At 36.4% G+C, this 23073-nt stretch carries 24 protein-coding genes; 8 read left to right on the top strand and 16 right to left on the bottom strand.

The genetic code is table 11. The features are described 5' to 3' along the window. Positions 1-124: 124 nt before the first annotated feature. The 7 genes from M1D52_RS07355 to M1D52_RS07325 form a co-directional block, all read right to left on the bottom strand. Positions 125-4312, bottom strand: coding sequence for an SMEK domain-containing protein (locus M1D52_RS07355; protein ID WP_437392015.1), 4188 nt, complete (start codon positions 4310-4312; stop codon positions 125-127). A gap of 241 nt (positions 4313-4553) precedes the next feature. Continuing rightward, positions 4554-5159: a hypothetical protein gene (locus M1D52_RS07350; RefSeq protein ID WP_437392013.1), complete on the bottom strand. Its 606-nt coding sequence runs from the start codon at positions 5157-5159 to the stop codon at positions 4554-4556. A gap of 213 nt (positions 5160-5372) precedes the next feature. Then, entirely contained in the window at positions 5373-6185 is an 813-nt protein-coding gene (locus M1D52_RS07345) for an HNH endonuclease (protein ID WP_437392012.1), read from the bottom strand. Positions 6186-6670: 485 nt separating this feature from the next. After that, the gene (locus M1D52_RS07340; protein ID WP_437392011.1) at positions 6671-7291 is read right to left on the bottom strand and encodes a hypothetical protein; all 621 of its coding nucleotides are present in this window, start codon (positions 7289-7291) and stop codon (positions 6671-6673) included. A 221-nt stretch (positions 7292-7512) separates the two neighbouring features. Then, positions 7513-8055 carry a hypothetical protein gene (locus M1D52_RS07335; RefSeq protein ID WP_457941727.1) on the bottom strand — a complete coding sequence of 181 codons (543 nt, stop codon included), beginning with the start codon at positions 8053-8055 and terminating at the stop codon, positions 7513-7515. Continuing rightward, positions 8048-8458 (bottom strand): YbjQ family protein, encoded by a 411-nt coding sequence (locus M1D52_RS07330; RefSeq protein WP_437392010.1) that lies wholly within the window; start codon positions 8456-8458, stop codon positions 8048-8050. The genes M1D52_RS07335 and M1D52_RS07330 overlap by 8 nt, the downstream gene beginning before the upstream one ends. A 630-nt stretch (positions 8459-9088) precedes the next feature. Beyond that, positions 9089-9796, bottom strand: coding sequence for a hypothetical protein (locus tag M1D52_RS07325; RefSeq protein ID WP_437392009.1), 708 nt, complete (start codon positions 9794-9796; stop codon positions 9089-9091). A 550-nt stretch (positions 9797-10346) separates the two neighbouring features. Between M1D52_RS07325 and M1D52_RS07320 the strand changes: the two genes are divergently transcribed. The 3 genes from M1D52_RS07320 (at position 10347) to M1D52_RS07310 (ending at position 13105) form a co-directional block, all read left to right on the top strand. After that, complete coding sequence (locus M1D52_RS07320; protein ID WP_437392008.1) at positions 10347-11534, top strand: serine hydrolase domain-containing protein; 1188 nt, start codon at positions 10347-10349, stop codon at positions 11532-11534. A gap of 571 nt (positions 11535-12105) precedes the next feature. Further along, on the top strand, positions 12106-12699 hold the full coding sequence (locus M1D52_RS07315; RefSeq protein ID WP_437392007.1) for a Crp/Fnr family transcriptional regulator: 594 nt from the start codon (positions 12106-12108) through the stop codon (positions 12697-12699). Positions 12700-12883: 184 nt separating this feature from the next. Then, positions 12884-13105 (top strand): hypothetical protein, encoded by a 222-nt coding sequence (locus M1D52_RS07310; RefSeq protein WP_437392005.1) that lies wholly within the window; start codon positions 12884-12886, stop codon positions 13103-13105. Here the strand turns inward: M1D52_RS07310 and M1D52_RS07305 are convergent. Further along, on the bottom strand, positions 13081-13563 hold the full coding sequence (locus M1D52_RS07305; RefSeq protein WP_437392003.1) for a hypothetical protein: 483 nt from the start codon (positions 13561-13563) through the stop codon (positions 13081-13083). The two genes, M1D52_RS07310 and M1D52_RS07305, sit on opposite strands and share 25 nt — an antisense overlap. Before the next feature lie 362 nt (positions 13564-13925). Here M1D52_RS07305 and M1D52_RS07300 point away from each other — a divergent pair, with 362 nt between their 5' ends. Next, complete coding sequence (locus M1D52_RS07300; RefSeq protein ID WP_437392001.1) at positions 13926-14522, top strand: hypothetical protein; 597 nt, start codon at positions 13926-13928, stop codon at positions 14520-14522. Between the two features lie 206 nt (positions 14523-14728). On the opposite strand, the gene M1D52_RS07295 is transcribed toward M1D52_RS07300, so the two are convergent. Then, entirely contained in the window at positions 14729-15286 is a 558-nt protein-coding gene (locus tag M1D52_RS07295) for a hypothetical protein (protein ID WP_437392000.1), read from the bottom strand. A gap of 136 nt (positions 15287-15422) precedes the next feature. Here M1D52_RS07295 and M1D52_RS07290 point away from each other — a divergent pair, with 136 nt between their 5' ends. Together M1D52_RS07290 and M1D52_RS07285 are read left to right on the top strand one after the other, a co-directional pair. Continuing rightward, positions 15423-16022 (top strand): hypothetical protein, encoded by a 600-nt coding sequence (locus tag M1D52_RS07290; protein ID WP_437391999.1) that lies wholly within the window; start codon positions 15423-15425, stop codon positions 16020-16022. A gap of 76 nt (positions 16023-16098) precedes the next feature. Next, positions 16099-16686: a hypothetical protein gene (locus M1D52_RS07285; protein ID WP_437391998.1), complete on the top strand. Its 588-nt coding sequence runs from the start codon at positions 16099-16101 to the stop codon at positions 16684-16686. A 207-nt stretch (positions 16687-16893) separates the two neighbouring features. Here M1D52_RS07285 and M1D52_RS07280 read toward each other — a convergent pair whose 3' ends face one another. The 7 genes from M1D52_RS07280 to M1D52_RS07250 form a co-directional block, all read right to left on the bottom strand. Next, complete coding sequence (locus M1D52_RS07280; RefSeq protein ID WP_437391997.1) at positions 16894-17082, bottom strand: hypothetical protein; 189 nt, start codon at positions 17080-17082, stop codon at positions 16894-16896. Between the two features lie 110 nt (positions 17083-17192). Beyond that, positions 17193-17576 (bottom strand): hypothetical protein, encoded by a 384-nt coding sequence (locus M1D52_RS07275; protein ID WP_437391996.1) that lies wholly within the window; start codon positions 17574-17576, stop codon positions 17193-17195. Positions 17577-18035: 459 nt separating this feature from the next. Further along, positions 18036-18215, bottom strand: coding sequence for a hypothetical protein (locus M1D52_RS07270; protein WP_437391995.1), 180 nt, complete (start codon positions 18213-18215; stop codon positions 18036-18038). A gap of 22 nt (positions 18216-18237) precedes the next feature. Then, complete coding sequence (locus M1D52_RS07265; protein WP_437391994.1) at positions 18238-18579, bottom strand: hypothetical protein; 342 nt, start codon at positions 18577-18579, stop codon at positions 18238-18240. 10 nt (positions 18580-18589) lie between these two features. Beyond that, positions 18590-18745: an RHS repeat-associated core domain-containing protein gene (locus M1D52_RS07260; RefSeq protein ID WP_437391993.1), complete on the bottom strand. Its 156-nt coding sequence runs from the start codon at positions 18743-18745 to the stop codon at positions 18590-18592. Positions 18746-18902: 157 nt separating this feature from the next. After that, on the bottom strand, positions 18903-19409 hold the full coding sequence (locus M1D52_RS07255; RefSeq protein ID WP_437391992.1) for a hypothetical protein: 507 nt from the start codon (positions 19407-19409) through the stop codon (positions 18903-18905). Then, complete coding sequence (locus tag M1D52_RS07250) at positions 19409-20359, bottom strand: RHS repeat-associated core domain-containing protein (RefSeq protein ID WP_437391990.1); 951 nt, start codon at positions 20357-20359, stop codon at positions 19409-19411. Before M1D52_RS07250 ends, M1D52_RS07255 begins: the two co-directional genes overlap by 1 nt. A gap of 39 nt (positions 20360-20398) precedes the next feature. On the opposite strand from M1D52_RS07250, the gene M1D52_RS07245 reads away from it, so the two are divergent. Next, positions 20399-20872: a lipocalin-like domain-containing protein gene (locus tag M1D52_RS07245; RefSeq protein ID WP_437391988.1), complete on the top strand. Its 474-nt coding sequence runs from the start codon at positions 20399-20401 to the stop codon at positions 20870-20872. A gap of 48 nt (positions 20873-20920) precedes the next feature. Then, entirely contained in the window at positions 20921-23032 is a 2112-nt protein-coding gene (locus M1D52_RS07240) for a M48 family metalloprotease (RefSeq protein ID WP_437391987.1), read from the top strand. Positions 23033-23073 lie beyond the last annotated feature (41 nt).

Below are 23073 nucleotides of genomic sequence, written 5' to 3'. Positions count from 1 at the left end.
ACGGAAGCTACCCTAAGAAAGGAATGATTTACGGTTCTTTTCTTAGGGAAAATTATAGTTGATCGTAACGCCTGCGTCTGGTTTATTTAATAAGAGACGGCAGTTTTCCTGTTATATTGTTTATCTAAATGAGTTCAAGTACTTCCCGTTCTGTCAGATAACGACTGGTCTTTTCCTGAAATCTTTTGGTTAATCGAATTTTCCACCATTCTAGGGCATAGGTATTAGGAGCTTCGAAACCATAATCTTGAATTAGCCTGTCATAGAATCTCATAGCTTCTTGATATCTCTCCGAATTTTGGGAGGCAAGATTAGTAATAATTAAATCTAAAGCCCCGCACATTGACTCTCCCGAATGGTCTGCGATATTCCTTCGATAAACCTCAAGACATTCAAGTGCTAGTCGAAAGAGCTCATTAGGGTAACGCTTCTCTATTATTTCGAAATATGAATATTTAAGGGTTGAATTATAATACTTCTTGCTCTTTACGTATTTGAAAAAGACGTCCATACAATTTAGAGACCCGAGGCGTACGCCGTAGAGACTTATTGCTATCGGTAGATAATCGTGTAATTCAATATTAGGATTAAACCACACCTGACTTTCGATAATTTTTATCAACTCGCTATGAGTTGTATTTTCCTCGAGAAGGTACTCAATTAAATCGGTATGCCAGCTGTCATAGATTGTTGGATGTTTAACAAAATATTGTAATAATCTATTTCTACTAAAGTTGGAAAATTTCAGATACTCAAAACAAATTTCTTTACTAAGGAAGTTTGCGCTTTCAAGCAGCTCGTATACCTCTTCCATCGGTTCTACTACCTTATAAGCTATACATGTCCTAATGGCAGAGGCTTTAATACTATTTTTACAAAACTCATCTTCAATGATTTCGACCACATATTGCTTTACTGTTTCCAGTGTATACTTGTTAATTAGGAAATCATCCATCCGTTCTTGACTACTTATGCAGTCCTCGATCTGGTTAAAGTAGAGCAATTCCATTGCCTTTTCAAATGGCAGCTCAATAATTTTTTCCTTAAATAGTAATCCGATCTGAATCTCGATTGCGTCTCTATCAAACTCAACTTCCTGAAAGCTCTTGTAATTTATCGATGAAATCATTGAATCAGCATACTTTTGTAAAAACTCTTTTGCTGGTGACAATAATGTCATCATATCCTCATCGTATTTATGACTTGTTAAGATCTTTGCTAAATATATAAACCACGCTTTGTCCTGCTCTATCGAACCTACAATCTTATGGACAGATTGATTCCTACAGTCCCATCTCAAAAAGTCCGCGATTACATTGCATCCGAATTTCCCTTTTAATTCTTCTATAGACTCACTATAAAGGTCAATTCTACCATTCATAATTAGGTCTGGAATATCTACTTTAATATAGTTAATTATCTCATTTAGACTTTCGATAAAAAGAGTTCTGTTGTTAAGCAATTTAGCGTCCATTTCCCTCCACAAAGCATACCGTTTGTCTATGGATATACGAGTCTTAAAAGGAGCAAATTCTTTAGGAAATTTTGCACATACATAACGACAGAGATTTAGGGTTGTTACAGATAAATTGCTGAATGTGATACTATACAACATCTTTAGTCTGTCGTCATTTATTTCACCAGATTTGTGTAACATAATCATAGTCTGGCTGTGGTCAACCGCTTGTAAATCAAACAACTCATTAAAAAGATAACCAGATTCCAACAACGGCTGAGATGTTAGAAGCCTTTTAAGAAGGTTTTCTTGTTCTACGTGTTTAAAAAATTCAATAGCATTTCCATATGTAGAATGTGAATACGAATCATACTGAACTTCATTAAGATAGTTAATGAAGTCCAACATAATTCGATTGTCGCCCGCTTGGTTGTCAAGCTGAGCCAACTTTAAGTAGATTCGATCGAGATACATCTTATTCTCTTCTTCGAAGTAGCTGTTTTCCTTTAATAGATAGCTAAGATAGGGATCACCACTCTCTGATAAGTGATAGAACAACAGCTTATAATTTTTGTAATCTATAGTGTCTAGTATATATTTACTAAATATCCGTTTATAATTCGAAACAGACATGCCCTCATTATTGTATAAATTCTTTGCATTTTGCAAAACAAATTCAAATTGATCAGGGATTCTTTTTTCACCAATAAGATCAATGACTTTTGTAAGCACATAACGGTAATGGATCAGAGGGCATTTTTTTATCGTGTGATTTAATGTGTCTTCTGTAAAATAACCGACCGAAAAAATAATATCAATCATCTCTCGATATTCGGTTTCCCTAAAGCCCTTGATGGTGATTAAACTTTCTATAGTTTCGAAAATCTCCTGTTTTCTTTTCTTTGACAATGGGCGAGCTGAGTAATCATGAAGAAAGAACAAAAGGCTTTGAAAGTGGTTAGAAGACCTTATATCGTTTTTTATTTCTTGGATTACAAAATCTAAGCCTTCCATATCTCCTTCAATAAAACCTATTAACTTATACGAAGCGAAGTCTCCAGATAAATAAGCAATCTTTTTCTGCTTACCCTCCAAAATAAATCTTTTAAAGAGAGCTAGCCTATCTCTCAAAGGTATTCTCTCTTTTTCGAAGTGAAATAATATGGTATAATCACTTTTATTAACAGCTTCTGTCAATAATTCATGCCGTTCATCATGCCTAGATATAATAGAAAATAGCAGGGCAGTAGTATTCAGTAACTTTACGTTGAGAAATCCATTATCTGTGTTAAACAAGATTTTCTTAATCTTTGGCCACGGCAACGTTGAAAGTTGTTTTGCTGTTAAATATTCTTGGAAGTTATTGTGTATGGAACTAACCCATGTTTCTATATCCTTATCATAAGTAGATAAAAAGGGATTTGTTAATATTTGCTGACGATCTAAGCTGGTTAGTTGTAATACCTGTGAAAGGTTTATCACGTTTTCTCCTTTCAGCGTCATGAACACAGCTATTTTTCGCATAGCATCATACACCACCCGCTTATTTAAACTTCCATTATATTTCACGTTGTCTTGGGATAAACGTTGTACGATAATCTTTTCGTAAAGATCTACCAAGTTGTTAGGTAATACCTCGTTGTCATTATTTGATACTGAAACTAGTTCAGTTAAATAAAATGGGATATAGATGATATTTTTGGCCCACTTTTTTCCAGTTAATGCTTTTGTCTGTTCTGATCGGTTACTTTGATTTTCAACATAGTGATCGACGTCACTTTGAGATAATCTATCAAGGTAATATGTATCAAAGTTTTCATGACTGACAGTGTATATTTCACTGTCAAAGTTGGAACGGATTGTGCATATTACATTCAAGCCCGAATCCGAATCTATTAGGTGATTAAATTCCGACACAAAGTTTTGATATACTGCCGGATTGATTTCGTCAATACCATCTACTAAAAGCAAGACTTTCGATTTGGTGACTTTTTCCCAAAACCGATATTTTTTACCTATAAAGCCATAAAGATCAGCAGTATAATTCTTAATGGTCACTCTAAGAGCGTATAAATCTAGATCATTATTTTGTATGTGATAGGCTATATTATCCAGTTCTATAGATTTGCCTTGGCCCGCCTCCGCTTTTATGATGATCCTAATTGGCAGGTTGTTTTTGACTTTATCCCCAATGATTTTGAATAATGTTTTCTTACCAAAATAGGATGCCCAATGGTCATGTTGATCACTCTTAGTAAGATGCCTTTCAATATAGTTGTTTACTGCTGCGTATTGAGGAATTTCAATTGGAGGGGGGGCACTTATTATGTTAGTAGGTGAAAATTCATTTGCGAGGTATGAATGGATTTCCTCTATAATCTCTGGTGAACAATCTCCGATTAATCCACTCAAGTTAACACTATCTAATAGACTATCGGCATTAAAAACATTGTTTCTTACGAGCTGATTATATTTCTGATCGCTTACAATTTTGTCTACCGAAGTTTTTCGGAGCTTGTTTTTTTTTAGGAAATAAATGTATAGCTTTCTATATTTTTGATGGAATCCCTTTTCCAAAAACATATCCAATGTATTACGAACTTTTTTAAGTGAACGTTCAGAGGTTACCTGTATTGCAATTTCATCGTCCAGTGAGTACAGGTCAATAGCGGGAAAGTTCATTTTTTGAAACCTTGAAAATTTCTTTTCAAATATTCTAGAAAAAACAGGCTTGAATAGCGTTTCTGCAAACTTATTTATGTCAAAATAGCCGCTGCCGTTATCTTGCTCAACTGTATGAGAGAAGACTGCTAGCGCTGATCTTATTTCACTTAAAAGTCTATATGTTTTAATCATTAAAATTATTAAAGAGTGTACGTAAATATTTTAAAGCCTTTTCTGAGGAAGCCAAGACATTCTTAACTAGTTCTACGATAGAATTGACCTTATTGGAATAAGGTGAATCAATCAGTACTCTCCATGCAAAAAGCTCAATTGCTTACCTCTTAAATAGGGAAAATACAATGACACTAGTTTATACGGTTTTGTTTAGATTGCGCATAGCTAAGATACATATTTTTGCATCAAAGTCAAACACTTATTTCTTTCCTAGTATTTTATCAATAAACCTTCTATGCACATCCCTCCTTTTTTGGCGCCTTTCTGTAAGCATAGCCAACTGTAATGTTAGTTCTTCAGCCGGATTCCAGTCTTGATAGGTTTTCATTGGAACATCGTATTTTTTTGATAAGTCTGCTGATATTTTATAAACGCTTAGCCCTGTGCTTGCATACCAATATGCACGTTCGATAAAGAACTCTTCAAAATCTGGCGATTCCGCTACGTTAGAAGCGTCTCGGATAAGTCTTTCAGCCGCCTCGATATCGGACGGTAGAGAAAGTATTCGATACATCAAATCAGGATCTATACTCTTCCAGTCAACATCATTTGGTAAAGCCGGAGGGCCAGGTGCTTTTACCTGCGGTTCTAAATAACCTTCTTTAGTACGCTGCCCGTAACACAATCCGTCATCTCTGACCACATCAGCACAATCTTCAAGATATTTATCAAGGACGCACATAACACGGATCGCAAGGTATCTAGCATTTTTTCTTATAGCCCGTTTCTCTGCCCAATACATCTGAAACCAAGAGATTGCAGAACCTACAATTACTCCAATAAGACCAAAAATCGCTTCTGTCATTTTGTATTCTTCTTATAAGTCATGGGGTATCTTCTCTTCCGTGACCACACCCATTGAACATTTGAATTTAATGTTTTTATTTTGACCAGTTGGTATTACACTCTTTGCTTTGATATTCTTTGAAGTCAAGCAGTTTTCGTATCTCTGTTCTACATTGAACTACGACAACTTTTCAATATGGCATCGCTTTAAACAGGTCATAAGTTTTTCAATTTATCTATATTGGCTCTGTCTCAGTATTTCCTTAAGCTCTTCAATGGTGTATGGTTCCACTCGTTTGTGCAGCATAGCATGACAATTAGGACAAACTGGTCGAAGATCATTAATCGGAGACACATCATACTCCGTTTTGTTGCTAGATATCCGCTTTAAATGGTGAACATGGATGAAGTCTCTACCTATCTCACCATATATTTTTTCAAAATTGAAGTCGCATACCGCGCAAGACAGCCCGTAGTAGTTTATACACTCTTGTCTAGCATAAGGGTTTCTTTCGTATCGCGTCAACAGGAGCTGGCTAGGAGCTCCCTCCGTAAGTACTCTTTCGCGTATTATATCGGTTTCCTGCTGTATATTGCTATATATTCCTTTGCCAGCAAGAAAGTCGAACCATTTCGTCTCTAATATTGCAGCAGCGTCTTTGCTAATTTCAATGCCGGATGATTGTGGTGTCCAATTGAGTTCAGCCAAAATTCCATCATTAAGTTTATCAAGCCCAAAGAGTGCTTCGCTAACTGGATTTAGGATGACTTCAAAATCTAGCACAATTCTATAGACATCCCTTTCTTCACCACTCCAGTGTTTTGACAGAAAAGGCATTGTTGAAACAAATCCTGCAGCCATAATCCCTTTCGGCTCTTTTCCAAGTCGCATTAAAAATGCTCTATCTCCACGTTGAATTTTCCTATAGCTTGCAACACTCCATTCTTCCTTTGCACTACCTTCTAACTTAATTCGGCTAATATTTTCCTCTAATGTCTTCCAATCCCATTTTTTTGGATTCCATGCAAACAGAAAAGTTCCCATTTAATGTCTAATTTTGAATATTTTTATATATTTAGATCACTTAGCCACTATGCCCCAAAAAGCTTTAACCCCTCCCTGACTTCTCCGCCTGTATCTTCATAGCGGTTCAGAGTTATACCATCGTCGGATTCGATTCTAAGAGCTTTATATTGCGTAATAACCCTACTACAATCACACTTTTCCCTATATCAAAAATTTAGAACTTCGCTCGTTACCATTTTGTTCATCTGTATAGTGTGCAAACTGATTATTTGCCATTGAATAAGTCGCCAAATTTGGCAAGCCTACAGTGCTTCTAAAACAGAGGTTTTCCAGACTCATTTATTCCAACTAGTATTGTAATATCATCCTCTACATCAAAGCTCAGTTCTGTTTCAATACATTTGTACTTATGGATAGTAAGTTTTTTAAGTTTCATAATGCGATCTAAGTTGATAAATATGGTAAATTTAGGAGATTCGTTTTAATGTTATTAACCTATAATACTACAAACCATAATATTTTTTAATAATCTCAGTTAATAAGCCACCAGCAGTCCCGATACCTACTTGCCATACACCGTCAAGTGATTTGTCTAACATCTTTCTAATCCATTTATTTACTCTAAGTCCAAACGACCTTTCGACTGGCATTTCAGATTGGACTATTTCTGCAATTTCTCCTATATCCTCGTGTGAAACATCGTTTCTAGCTAATTCCTCCTTTAGCGACTCGATATTCCCTTTATAGAAACTGACATTGTTATTAATAGTATTGCCATGCCCAGCATTAATAATACCGCTATTGCCCACTGAATGTATATTGATCTGATTTGGGCCATTCATCGCTCGTTTAAATAGTTCTCGCTTGTGCTCCGCAACGAAACCGCCGCTATCAAGAAAAGCGACTGCAGAAGGGTTTAAGAACATAAAAGCTGGCAGATCCTGCTCTTCAGCATCTACTCTATTTACAAATCCTTTCCTTTGAAGTATATCGATCAACCCATTGGCTTTCTTCTCATCAGGCTCAATCTTTAAAACTTTTTCGCCGGCCAATGCATTATTATTATCAAAAGCTTCTAAGATCCTATTGAGTTTTTCACATTGTTCTTCCGTTAAATAATTCATTGATTTATCGTTTCTATTTTTGTATTACTAGCGGTTTATGTTATAAAATGCATTTGTATACCGTGCCGTAGCACGATATACAAAAAAATCACTAATAGTGTACGATTAAACACTTAGTTTACTACCTGTTTTTTGTTTTAGGGCGAACAGGCGGCTCCTCGGCCTTTTCTCTCCGAACCGGAGGGGGTGGCGGCGGTGGGGTTGATGGTTTTTTTGACATATTATGATAATTTAATGAAAGAGATTACGATAAGAAGAAAAATTCCAACTATCATCGTAATGGCGATAGTCATCCTGAAATTGTATAGAGCATTTCCTCTTTTGTCATTTACTTTTATATTGGAGCAATTACATTCATTATACCATTGAATGATGTAATCCTTTAAATCACTAACTATATATTCTTCGCGATGTCTTTTTTCATTTTCGTGGCGCTTCACTAAAGACTTATATGCATCATGTATCAGATCGCTATCTGGCATTGAACAATATGATCTCTTAAAGCCAAAGAACACTATAAATAGAAAAGCAAAAGACATAAAACAGCCAACAAATATTAATATCAAAAGTCCATACATAAATTTTCTAGTACACGCGTCCGTAAGCCATATAGTTGAATCATTTATAGCAATAAATACTCCTGCAATCAAAAAAGACATTAAAGTTATCGGAGTACCCAAACAACTGTCATAATATGACTTTCTGCTTAACTCGTAACTATATTTCTCTTTGAGTATATCTATAAGATTATCTCGGCTATCCATACAACAATTTGGTTAAACGGTCTGAATTTAAATAGTTATCTAGTTGGGCAAGTTTCGACCTCTCCCCTTCTTTTGTTGCTCTAACGGGTGTACCCAAAGCTGTGATCATAAACATTTGCGTGCCTTTACCACTGATTTCGTCCACATCGATCCGTAAACCCACAATGCAATTAGCTCTCACCCGCCTGGCTCTTTCTGAAAGTATTTCTATTGCCTGTTTATAAATATCCTGCAACTTCCGTTCGTAAGTGTTGGATCGGCCACCAAAGAAATCCGTCCATCCCGCCGCGATATCACTGAACACATTAGACCCCACCACTACATTGGCCGTAATAGGTTCATAATATTCTTCAATGGTATAGCCATCCAAGGTATCGGTGGTAGTGGTAATAATGCTGTTCATTTCGGTTTAGACTGTTTGGTTGTTGGTTAGTCGTTATTCGTTGTTGGTTTTTTTAATTGTGTGCTGCCAGTCCCATCTCCATAGAGATCAATTTTTCTATTGTTTTTTGATTTTAGTTTGATTAACAGTTCCAGTTTAGTTCCACTAAGTTATAAATTAAATGATATTTCACAAACTTAGATAATGCCCTTTTTTTCACAAGTGTTTATTTATTGGCGTTCAAGCTTCCGCCATTTTATGGCGGAGGTATACGCAGTATAATCGTGATGCGTATAAAAGGGCACTTATCGATCTCCTCAGCCATCAAAAACTCGTTTTATAGAGGAAAATTTGTGAAATATTGAGAAATACCCTCACTCCCACCTGCTATGCTTCTGGAACGAATATAATCAGTTCTGGTTTTGATTTTTTACGGGAAGCTGTAACATTCAAATTGATTACCAGTTACTAACCAAGCACTAACTAAGCCTTATGCTACTTTGTTTTATTTACACTCTCTAGGTTGAACTATCAACTCCATGTTGTCATAATGGCACACACCTCTTAAACGCTTCGAGTAATACGTGGAACAAACCAAAGATCCCCTACCGTTACATACAAATTCTGAGGCATTACCGCGAGGAAGAACTATTATATCCTGTTTGCCCTATCAATCGCTTTTCGTACTCTATCGAGGTCTGCTATTAATTTGAGAAGATCGGGATTAATCCAGGCAAGTATTTTTATTATAGAATTATAAACATCTAATGTGTCAGAGAAGTCTATTGTATTTCCGGTGAAACAAATGGGTTCGTTGTGATTTATCCGATTTCTAAATCTTCGTATCTTATCCAACTCATCGTTTACTTCTTTCCGGCCGTATCCGGAAGGCAGCGTATGAAAAATTTGAATGGGTTTCCCTTTTAAAAGTTTGTAATGGTGCACTTCGAATAAATCTGTCCAAAAACCGAACGTCTGTTCAGCAATTATTTTACCGCTTGTAACTGGCGTTCTTGTTTTTTGAAGTCGTTGCTCTGCCTTAGTTATTTCTTTCTTCAAAAAGTCATTTATTTTTACCTCGCCAGTCCGCTTATAAACAAACCGCAGCGAAGGATCTGACATAAACCCCGTTTTCTGGTTAATTATCCAGTCGGGGTCAGTAAAATAGGACGTCAAAACATCGTTTAACCTATTGCGTAGGATTACCTCGAGCGAGCCAAGTAACGGATGGAATGTTTGCGAGACTCTAAGGTTGGCTTTATATAACTTAACTGCCCGTATCGTACAGTTTTCTGTAGCTAACAGATATCGGTTTACTCTGGCTGCGGAAAAATACTGTCTAAAGTCTTCGAACTTCATGTTTATTGTTTTTGCAATAAAAAATATCTATCTTTGTAAGGTGATGCTTGGTAAAGCCTCTCGTCTTTGACAACGTAACCAAGTTAAAGAATTCAGGCCTGTCATTTTGATAGGCCTTTCTTTTTTATTACCCATTGAAGGGCTATCGAACCGTAGCTTTAGGTTGCCACACCAACTGGCTAAATCCGTCAATTTTTACTGATAGATAATTCTTAACAGGCTCTATAATGGGGATGTTTTTTTCTGATGTTAAAGGTAATTCAACTAATTCTCTCAATGCAAGAAGTTCGAATTGCTTACCTCTCAAATAGGGAAAATACATAACGCTAGACTATAAGGTTTTGTTTAGATTGTTTATCAGCGTAAGATAGGAATTTTTGTGCAATTTCTGATTATAAATGGAGAAATTTAAATAACAGGAAAAATATACAGACTGAGTGTGTTTTCAAAATTTGATGTAGATTTTAGGTATATGTTGCTATTCAGACCAAAAAATATTACCTTGGTATTAGTTACCAAGATCTACGTATCAATATATATTAAAAAAAAGATGAAAGGAAGGAACATCATTACCTTTCTAATTTGCTTTTTACAAATTTTTAACACCTTTGGTCAAAACTATCTGGATTCTTTGGATAAAAAACTGGCAGAAGCCTTCGAAAAGACCAATATTCCGGGCTTTACCGCTTGCATTTTAAATAAGAACGGCATCATATATCAAAAAAGCTTTGGCTTTGCCAATAAAGAAGACCGAACTCCTTTTACGGAAAATACCATTCAAAATATCGGATCGGTAAGTAAAACGTTTATCGCCGTTGCGCTTATGAAGGCAGTGGAATTGGGTTATTTTAAACTGGACGACGATATTAACGATATTTTACCCTTTCGGGTACGAAACCCATATTACCGTGATGAAAGCATCACGGTAAGACAGCTGACGAATCATACATCCGGTATTATTGATAACGACAGCATATATACGTGTTCTTATCTCTTCCAAAAAACGGAAAACAGAAAGGTGCAAGAATTCATGAAAGCGTATGGTTATGTTGGCGGTTTAACGGATACAACCTTGCAATCATTTCTTTTCAATTACCTAACGGAGAAGGGTCGTTTATATACGCAGAAAAACTTCTACAATAGTAAACCCGGCGCCAGATCACGTTATTCCAATATTGGTTCTGCCCTTGCAGCTTATTTAATAGAAATCAAAGCAGGCATGTCTTTTGCCGAATTTTGTAAACAGCATATTTTCGATGTATTGCGTATGAGCGACTCAAGCTGGTTGTTAAGTGACATTGACATACGACGCCATGCTATTCCTTATCTAAATGACACACTTACGTTCCCTTTCTATTCGTTAACAACCTATCCCGATGGCGGGCTTAGAGCTTCAGCATCGGATCTTACCAAATATCTTCAGGAAATGATCCATGCCATCAACGGGAACGCTAAGCTGCTAACACAGGCATCGATCAATGAGATGTTCAGACCGAGTTTTTCTCCTGATCACCTACCGGAAAATTTCAGTTTGACCACACGTAACAAAGGGATCTTCTGGAATCTATATCAGGACGGTTTTATTGGCCATGACGGTGACGACCCGGGTGTAAGCTGTAATATCCTATTCAACAAAAGTGTGGGTATGATCTTTATGGCAAATATCTATATGGAAGATAGAAGTATATTTCTGGATATCCTGAAGGATTATGCAGTTAAAATTGAGCAAGAAGAATAAATAGCATCACCTGGAAAATCAGTACTTTGGCCGAGATTGTTTGTTTTAATATCTAATTTTTTAGTTTTTTGTTTATACTCAACCTTAAAAATTAGGGCATTTCTCGGACCTAGCCAAAGGAATTAATAGTGAGAAAGATGAAAAACCAAATTGAAATATATCAAGCTAGTGATGGTCAAACGAAGATGAGGTAACGTTCAAGCAAGATACTACTTGGCCGACACAACAACAAATAGTTAGTTTGTTTAATCAGACCAAACAGAATATTAGTCTACCCATCAATAATTGTTTTAAAGAAGGCGAGTTAAATAAAGTTGAACTGTCAAGGAATCCTTGGCAGTTCAACTTGAAGGAAGTAGAAAGGTTAAACGGAAAATAGAGTACTATACTCTCGATGTTATCATTTCGGTCTTTGAAAAAACAAGCCCAAGAAAAACAGTTTAATCTACCGCATTACTGAGTGAGGCATTTGATCAGGTTAATTTGGAATTAAACAATGAACTACCTATTTTTAGCTTAACATAAGGTTAAACTCATTGAGAGGCGGTATTGCGCAAAAGCCCGAATATCTATGGAATCAATAACGCTGTCGGTAGCACAAGACAAGATCCTACAACTTTTTAACAACATTTTCCCAATAAGTGATGGCTTATCGCAGCGCATTAGAGAACAGAGCAAATTAGCTCTATTTAAGAAAAAAGATCATCTTCTTAGGTTAAACGAAACCAATAAATCAATTTATTTCATCCTTAAGGGAGGCGTGCGAACTTATTATATAAATGAGCATGGGGATGATATTACTTCATGGCTGCTTTTTGAAAATGACTTAGCTATATCAGTCTACAGCTTTTTCAGTCAGCAACCGAGCTTTGAAGCGATTGAAGCACTGGACGACTGTGTTACGCTTACGCTATCACATGACGCGCTGTCTGTATTGTATCAGCAACATGTGGAGTTCAATTATATTGGCCGTTATCTCACTGAACAATATTATATCCGCAGCGAAGCGAAAGCAAATTCATTGCGTATGATGAGTGCTACGGAACGTTATCTTGATTTGTTAAAAAGCCAGCCTCTGTTACTAAATCGTGTATCCCTCGGTCATGTTGCGTCATATTTAGGTATTACTCAATCTACCTTAAGTCGCATCCGCGCCAGTATTTGAGCCTAGCTGTTTTTTTTGCCTTTTATCAAAAAAATTGTGCTTTCTTACCTTTAACTTAGCAGTGGATGTTATGATAATTACCAATGCAAATATGGCAAATTAAATAGTTTTTAGTAATCGCTTATTTCCTTGTTGTCATTACGTCTATAAGCTACCGAAATTTAGATATTAATCATAAATGGTTATGAAACGATTTTACATCACATTAATATGTTTTCTTACGTTTAACGGATGCAAACAAACTCCTTACTTGGAAGCTGATAGTACGTCAATCGCCAAAACCTGGTACGAAAAACAGAATTCCAATCATAAATTACTATGGCCTGAGGCACAAACCGTATCGCTTTCCGGTGACAAATCAACGCTTATTGTCCCCTTGGATCAGGGGATAAAAATAGGAGAGTAGCCTGCTTCTCTCCTATACCCAATAGACGACGCATTTCTGAGATACTTCTCTGCATAGTTTCCTTCTGGCCAAAAGTCTATTCCTTCTATTTTAATAGCTATTTCCGGCTCTAAAGCATTCACGAACTGCAAAGTAACATACGAGGCAAGGCTTGAATAAATATGTTTAAACTCGGCAATTCTCAACATCTTTTTTCTTTCACTCCATTTATTCATATCTGCATGTGTCGACAAGGAGAAGATATAACTTGGAGTTCCAATAAACATCGTCTCTTTTATATTCTCAGATAATTCATCGAAGCCTTCTTTAAGTGTTACATGATAGCTTACGCGGATATATTCATTCCCATAACTCTCATTGTACTCATAGCTAATTTTCACTTCCTTAACATATCGACGCAACTCTATCGTTTCTGATACCCTTTCAAATAGAAATGCACTAAAATTCAATGAATCCATATATTATATATCTAAAAACAAGACATTTAAAAAAAATAAAATCTACAAAAAACGAATCTATCATTGAGAATGAAAAACCAAATAGAACAATAATACGCTGTATTACAACAATTTATTTAAAAAACCAAATAATGGTGTGTTACTAAAATATTAAAAATGAAGAGAATGTTTTACAAATAAAAACAAAACTATTTGACAATAAGACACTTGAAATAATAAAATAAGGGAAGGGTTATATTCCCTTTTTCTTAAAAAAGTGGATATTTTTTTAGAGATTCGGAGAATACTTGAAAAAGGTAACTCGACAAAACGTTGACGAGCACTCCTAAAACAATTTCGGTTGCAGTCATATTTCAAATATAATGATTCATCAACTAAAAATACAGCAGCTATTAAGAAGATTTGAGAATAAATTCATTTCAGATAGAAAGGTATCTCAAGCTTTGAAGATTGATAGGAAAATGGCCTCCGAAATTTTAATTTATTTGGAAAGCCTTGGATATATTGAAAAGACAGTAGTTGATAATCTTTGGCAGAACTCAATGAGAGGAAAAGTCTTAGCAAATAAGAAAATCCACCGAGAATTTAGAGCAAGTACTTTACAAGATCATTTTAACAGCTTTCTTAGCAGGGCAAAAGCTGTCAACTCTTCAAATGAATTTCCAGACTACATAAGATGCGCGCTAGTAACAACTGAATATCCGATTAAAAACAAAGGAACAGGAGTAGAGATAGTGTATTGTTTAGAACGGAAAGAGCTCGCTGAAAAAGAATACGAAAGAATATCGGCTGAACTTCGAAAACAGCATAAAGGAGGTTTTAATAACATTGTCGAGCAACTTTATTACCCAGAAAAAGCTATCGGACTGTTTTTAAAGTCCAGAAGCCCCATTTTGAAATTGCGGCAATATTCTAAAGAAGAGATAAAGGAAATCAAAGGCTATAGATTAAAGTTTTAGGAAATAAAATTAGGACTAAAAAGCCTTTATTAAGAAATGAGGTCTTATTGCCATTTAAGAAAGAAAACGTAACTCTAATACCGGCGATATCACTTTTCGAAGTGAAGACACAAAAAGAGAAAGCAGTTAAAAAAATCAGTGGAATGCACTTATAGATATTTAAACGGAACATCAGACAAAGCGTTCCTTGGTCAAATATTGGAAGCTCATCGCCCGATCGTACAATGACGCCAAACGGCAATTACATTGGTATCAGCATGGTGTTCGTTTGGATTATTATATAACAATTTTTCCTTAATGTCGTATGCTTTTGAGAAATCGTCAATTAATCCCCTGTTATTCAATTCACTAGAAAGAAACGTCTCGTTAAATCCGCCACAATTAGTCAAAGCACTAGTGTCAAAATACTGATCCAACAGGTCATAGCCAATGAATTCATAATCGTCAATAACTATCCCGTTACAGTCTTGATCTGGCTCGACAACAACTCTTAGCATGTTAAACTTACCTTTTACTTTGATTCTTCTAAAGACATAGTCCTGCGTAGAGAAAAAACCTGTTTTGATGTGCTCAACTGTATGGATAAAATTCCAGTCATCCGCATCACTATAGTCTGGCTCAACCAGTAGTTCGTTCAATTGGGAATCGAGAGAAACTACCTCAGTCAAATGGATAAGTTTCGACCATGCAATATATTTGTCCCAGGATAATCCGTTTTCATAAGATCTGTCAAAAATGCCCCGCGCGGTGTATAGAAATGTCATTTGTTATTACCTCACTCAACTAGTTAGCTTCATTATGCTAAAATAGCTCTAATTTATTTTAATTTTGGTTTAAATTGTATCTTAGATGTAGATAGAATCAAACCCCTGCCACGAAGACAAATAGATAATATAAACAATGAATCTGAACCTATTAACGGCAATATTTTCATTGCTGGCGCTTTTCACCTGTGGACAACCGGCAACGAAAAAACTAAGCGACGAAGAACTGCTCATTGCTAAAGAACGCGCAGCTTTTGAGCAAAGACCGAAATTAGATGGAAAATTAAGTAAAACTATCACTTTCGATGTAACAGCACCTATAGAGGACTATAGTGATGGTGTACAACCCTGGATACGGATTGATTCACCGGAAGTGAATATTCCCAATCTAATTAACAAAGATGAAATTGTGGTTCTTCGCAATAAAGTAAAAGTTATTATTGATTATCCGCTGAGGGAAGCATCCGAATTTGAAATCCGGTCAGAGGATGGTTTCTCAAGGGAGGACCTGATAATCGCAATCAGTCATTTGTATCACCAGATATATAATGATGAAGAAAGGACCGCCACAATAAAGACACTGCCGTTAGAACAGCGAGTGATATATAACAGGAATGAAACCAATGGCAAATATGGCATATGGGGACATGATATTGGCGATCTGGTACTGACAGAGATTGATGTATTCATTTCTCCGCAGAGGCAGATTATTCTAACGTTGAATATTGATTCATAAATACCTAAACCCAAAAAATCCCCATTCTAATTTATAATATTTAATGAAACATCGATCATTCTTCACTGCATTGGTAATGATATTTGTATTGCTTTCATGCGAACACTATAATCCCAATACGGGAAAAGTTGTACTTGAAAATATTGACTCCAGACCAAGTCTAGATACAGGTTATGTTGATATATTTTTAAAAAGTGTCCTTACCGTCGTAACCGATAGTTCATACATTTATGTTTCTAAAGGTTTTTACAAAAACAAAATCGTTGGATTGCGAGTGGAAGTAACGAATAATATCGGTGCCGGAATAACCGATGGCAAGATGAACGCTCATAACGGATTCTGTGCTAATGGTGTACGTATTACATCACTTGGCATAGAAAGCAACAATTTCTTACAAGCTCTTGCAAAATTGTATGGAAGACCAACAAACAAATCGTTTTCAAGTGTGCCGCTTTATGCATCCGCATTTTCTCTGAACGAAACTGAAGCCGACCTCGGCAGAAATGATTACTATAGATTTAAATTATTCTTCGAAGATAATAACGATAAATTTTATGGTGAAATTTTTATGAATGTTAATACAGAAAGCAAAGAAATTGAATTTTTTGAAAAAGACATTGAATTTAGAGATCAGATTATCCATTTTTTAGCTGAAAAAAGATAGTGAAAAAATGCGATCGCCATATTTTCGGCTTGGGTAGCTGTGTCATGTATTATAACCTTCAGCAATATTTTCGATTTAACAAATTGTAGTATAAACTACATTTCTGATTCGCCTTTATATCGAAGATACTCATCCTGTATAATTCCGTTAGGCACAAATTTTTCAATATATTAAAGTAAAAAGGTCCAACAGTTATGACGCTGGACCTTATTGCCGTTTATATAAGTCCAAACTTTGTAAAATTGGGTCTATTAATTCATCTGTAAGCTCAATTTCTCGTAAGATTGAAACAACTTTGGCAAGATCTCTCTTTTCAACAGCTTTATCAAAGTCATCTATCAACTCACCTACAAAGAGTCTCTCGTTTACTGTCATACCAGCATATTTACTATCCATTATCTTTAAGGTTTAAGAACGAAAAAGCACGTTATGTTTATGTTTTTGCTTAAAAAGCACCCAAAAGTTGTACATTTTGTTGGGACAGTCAATTTTAAACAGGTTTCGATCTATTCTATTGATCTTATTATTTCATCTACAACAGTAGTCTCTTTACCTTTTTCTTCCTCATCGCAATTATAAGACACGAATATAATGTTATCTCTCTTCAAAAAAAGCCAATAACGCCAATACACCTTATCTTCATCAACCGTCTCAGAATAGGCCTTTCCATTTAACAAGGTAACGGTAACATTTTCATATTTATCAGATAGATAATCTTTAAGCTCTTCTAACACATCTACCTCTTTCCCCTTTCTATATAAAGAAAGTTGTAATGCTCCAATACCCTTTGCCGACTCGTAAATAGTCGCGACCCCTTCTTCCTGATACACCTCCCATTCTTCCGGTATCATTACACCAATATCATCACCAAAATAAAATAGCTTATTCATATTATTGTGTCATATTTCCCATCTTTTTTTGTGTGCTGCCAGTCCCATCTCCATAGAGACCAATTTTTCTATTGTTTTTTGATTTTGGTTTGATTAACAGTTCCAGTTTAGTTCCATTAAGTTATAAATTAAATGATATTTCATAAAATTTGTGAAATATTGAGAAATACCCTCACTCCCACCTGCTATTCCGTAGATTTTCCTACCACTGGTTCAGGCTGTTATCAAAGAATTCCTTTTTTCCTCGAAGTTACCTTTTTGCACTGTAGTTAACAGGCTGTTTTTTGTTTTGGTTATGATAGGTGCCGATGCTGTTAAAAAGCTCGAGCCATTTGTCACGTGCAAGTACTGTTTTGCCAGCTAACAAGCCTATACAGAATAGAGAAGCTCCGACGCTGTGCCGAAGCTTCATCTTTATTTTTTTGATCTTATAACTTTTAGAACTTGGATAGGAAGTCGCTAAAACTCTCGCTTATTAAGGATGACTCTTCTTCCCCCACCCCTATAAACAGCACCTGCTATTTCTGCTCCATTCGCAGTACTAAAAAACTCTATAGATGGAAGTTTAAAGTCTACCTCTTCCGAAAATGTATTCACTTCAGAAGGTAATGGTGGATCATTTTTATCTATAGTCGCCATATCATTTTGTATTTCTCATCAATCAATTCCAAAAGTTTGTGTATTTAGCATGTTCGGAGGGCGTCAGTAAAATCTTGTTAGATAAATCTGTGGGACTTCCTCCAAACTTAACGGAATTTATTTCATGTATTTGAAATCCTTTCAAATCCTTAGTCAGTTCACTGGCACGATAGTCCGCCAGCCGCTGAGCTCTCTCCTGCGGCGTACTCGCTCTACCCTGACTTATGCTTGCGCCCGTACCTACATCTGCAAAGCTTGTTGCATTCGTATATATTGTAACATCATCTCCCAGCGTCTTTATACGACCAATCTCTTCTCCTGACTGACGGTTCTTATATATGATATCCGGTGGTCCGGCCAACATCCCATCGAGATCAATTACTTATCGGATTGTTCCAACCATAGTTGTATGGCGTCCATCTTCTTCCCTGCTCCGCCAACGGATCCACACCTCCCCATATGCCGATCACCGGGTCATAGAACCTTGCCCCGTAGTCATAGGTCTTCAGCCCGTCCTGCAAACAGATCAAAGAACCGGTTCAACCGAAGCAAGGGTAGATTTTTCTTTCATTTGATTTTCAGATGAAATAAAAAAGCAATATTCATTTTTTTATATTAGCCGATGCACTCATCCGGGATTAAGAATAAACTGGCTTACGCAAAATAACAAAATCAGCAGCTTTTACTTTATATAAAATCAGGATAATTTACAGGATATTTATTGCCCTTTAAAAGTTCTATAATTCCTAAAGGGTTCATTACAATACCTATATATGCCCTTCTGTTTTCATCTTCTAATTTCCCCACCCGTGTAAACCCATTATCATTAATCCGCCACACATACCAATTTTGAGACACTCTGATCGGTTCTTCACCAACCTTTGACCCGTAATCTCTTGTATCTCTAAACAATATTTGTGTTGTATTGCCTACCTCGTCCGTATTCCCAACTTTTTCCCAAAGATTCATTTTCAAGCCCAGTTTTGTAACACAGTGGGCATAAAAATCAACTTCTCCCTTTACTATTTCTGATAAATCAGGATTGGCATTAATCGGATAGTCTTTCTTAAAAGCCCTGATTACATCGCTGTTCAGTTGGGTAAGGTCACTAACGACATATTGAAAATACTTCTTCTTGTTATCGTCTATCTTTACAGAAAAGACATCACCTATTTTTGTGTTTGCTCTTGCCATTATTTGATACCGTATTGTCCCCAGTATTTTGGTGAAATTGAATTAACCTTATTTAGAAGCTGCCCACCATCCCTTTCCAAACCGTAATGATTGATTAACGTCTGCTCCCAAATTCTTGCTTGGGTCTTAGATAGCCCAGTTGCACCTTCTATTACACGATAATCTAACAATGATCTTGCTGTTCCTGAATTTAAGTGTTCACCAAACCTGACGGCTGCGTCCCTGCCTGTAATTCCAATATATTTAACATTACCCGCTGCATCTAACCCTTCATATAACAAGTGCGCTCCTTTACCTACCTCTTTAGCAGCAAATAAACTCCTTATGTTCTTTGCGAGGTTTAACAGCGCAGTTGGCTTACCTATCCCGAAATCCGGAGGCAGTCCCATAAGCGGTGTCCGACCTGTTGACCGGCCATCGACGTCATAACTGAACCCGTCCCGGTTCCGTCCAAAGGTATAGGCTCCGACATGTTCCCAGAAGCCACTGGCTGGTTCAATATCCGGACCGATGTCCATACCGGCTGAAGGTCCCCTGCCCGCGTTGACCACTGCAGCATCCATCGGAGTCCTGGTAAGACTGCCGTCATCCCCCTGTATATCATCTCCGGCTTTCGGTGTCTGGGTATGGTTCTGCACCGTTATGGTATCTAGCCCCATGAAATCCGCATATTTCACAGGATTGCCCAGCACATAGTTATATGGCGCATGGTCATAATGGTTCTCCGCTAAAGGATCCACTCTTCCCCACCTGCCTATAACAGGATCGTAGAAACGGAATCCAAAATCATAAGCCTTCAGCTTGTCCTGCAATTCCTTCCCGTTATAAAGATAGTTATTCTTAGGACTTCCCGCAATCGATGTGGTCGGTTCGGCCACATACTGCAGTCCGAAAGGATAATAGTCAATTATCTGAAAGCTATAGAATTGTATAAAAGTCGAAAATAACAACTATATTTTTCACTATTTTTGGCTAAGAAACTTTAAACAATGAAACCTAAACACCTATTCCTTTTCATTTTGCTATGCGCTATATTATCGGGATGTAAAAAGGAGAACAGTAATGAAGTTACTGCCGGCCCTTTTGAAAACACCACTTGGCAAGTTGCTTTAACAGACGAAAACCCGGACACCAACCCTCCCGAAGGATTCGGAATCGACGGTATCAATCAGTATTACCCTTGGCTGAACTGCAACTTAGATGATCGTTTTAGTTTTAAAGATAACACGCTTTCCTTCGATAATAATGGAACAGCATGTGAAAATGATTTAAAATTGATATTTGAATCAAACACACAGCCTTACGCCTATAACGAACAGTCAAAAACATTAACCTTAGGTTCAGGAAACAACGCTATAGATCTTCAGGTATTTGAACTTAGCAGCAGCAGATTAAAAATCGGCGTACCAATACCATCGGCTTCAGGCATCGGATATGTAATATTGATTTTTAAGAGACAATAAAAACCGGTTAACAATGTGACTTATCTTTTCTACAAGGACTATTTCAATATGAAAAAAAACAACCTAACAATCTCCTCTGAATTCAGAGCTCAAACCGTTAAAGCCATTACTGCTATTATCTTCTTTGTGCTGGCTTATGTGCTCATTCTTTTATTGGCGCTTATTCTTACCCCATTGTGTATTTATGCAGGTATAGTAATTATCATGGCAAAACCTATGATTATCACTATCACACTTGGTGCGGGGCTCGCAAGTTTAGGCGTTCTCATTCTTATCTTTTTGGTGAAGTTCGTATTCAAATCTCATCGCGTTGATCGCTCTCATCTTTACGAAATAAAAAGAGCGGATGAGCCCAAGCTTTTTGATTTAATCGAAGATATTGTGCGTGAAATCGGAACAGATTTTCCTAAAAAGATCTATCTATCTGCCGATGTAAACGCGGCTGTTTTCTATCAATCTAGTTTCTGGCGCATGTTTCTGCCTATTAAGAAAAATTTGCAAATTGGATTGGGTTTGGTGAATACAGTTACCGAAACCGAGCTTAAAGCCATTTTATCTCATGAGTTTGGCCACTTTTCTCAAAAGACGATGAAAGTGGGAAGCTATGTATACAACGTAAATCAAGTGATCTTCAATCTGATTTATGACAATGACTCATACGATAAGTTGATTCAAAAATGGGCGGCTCTGGGGAGTGCTATTTCGATCTTCGTGAGGCTAGCCGTCAAAATCATTAATGGAATACAATGGATTCTGAGGGGACTTTACGAAATTGTCAATAAAAGTTATTTAGGATTATCAAGAGAAATGGAATTCCACGCGGATGAGGTGGCGGCTAATGTTACAGGATGTGAACCCTTGAAAAACTCGTTGCTCAGAATGACAATGGCCAGTTATTCATTTGACGCCGTACTGAACTTCTATAGTGGAAAAATAAACGATAATTTGAGAAGCGAAAATCTATTTAATGAACAGACCATTGTAATGAATTTCTATGCCCAGAGAAATGGTATTCCGATAGTAAATAATTTACCCAATATTTCGATCGATGAGCTAAAAAAATTTAACAAATCTAAGTTGATTATAAAAGACCAATGGGCTTCACACCCCAGTACAGAGGATAGAATATTCAGACTGGAAAAGACAAAATTAGTATCGGAACAGCTTAAAAATAATGCTGCAAATGACATATTTGTCGACATTGTAGCCACACAACGTATGCTTACGGAAAAAATTTTCAGTACGGTCGATTATTCAGGTGTGGTGACCACTGTGCCGTTAACCGATTTCGAAGCAATGTTTACAAGTGATTTTTCAGAAAACTCATTCCCGAAAATTTACAACGGATATTATGACCAGAAAAGTCCTGCCTATTTTGAAACGGCTGATTATATACCTAAAGATAAGGAGATTGAACTTAAGGAGCTTTTCTCAAATCAAAAAGTTGATTTGGTTTACACCGCCATTGCCCTGCAGAATGACATGGAGACCTTAAAGCAGATGGCAGCTAAAACCATTTCCATAAAAACCTTCGATTATGACGGGGTGAAATATAAAAGGAATGAAACGGAAGAGTTACTGGACAAACTTCAAAAAGAACTTCGGGAAATAAATGAACAAATTCAAAAGAACGATATCGATATATTTGAGTCGTTCAAAAAACTGGAGCAATCTCAAAATAAAGGTTCCAACTTGGAACATCTTTACAAAGAGTTTTTTGAGATTGACAAATCATTTGATTCTAAATACGGTATCTACAGTCAGCTTTCCAATGGCTTGCAGTTTGTTAACCGAACAACTCCTACCGATGAGATAAATGCGAATTTCCAATATATGACACCATTGGAAGAAAGTTTTAAAACGGAGATCAGAGGATTGATGGATAATCGCATTTATCTGAATGCACTGACAACAGATATAAAAGATGATTTCGAAAATTATTTATCTGAGACATGGAACTATTTCGATGGCAGCACATACAACGATGAAAATTTAAATAGACTTTTTACCGCATTAAACAATTTTGCCTACCTCATGTCACGAGGTTACTTTCTAGCTAAAAAGCAATTGCTAGACTATCAAGAGGAACTGATAAAAACTGCACAAGAAAACTTTTTGGAATCGGAGAAAAATGAAAGATCAACCGGTACTATTTCATAACTTAGCATAAGCGTATAAAACAGGATTATAATTCCAAAAAC

The sequence above is a fragment of the Olivibacter sp. SA151 genome (assembly GCF_054130995.1).
Note: the sequence above shows the minus strand (reverse complement) of the source record. Positions and strands in the feature narration are given on the sequence as shown.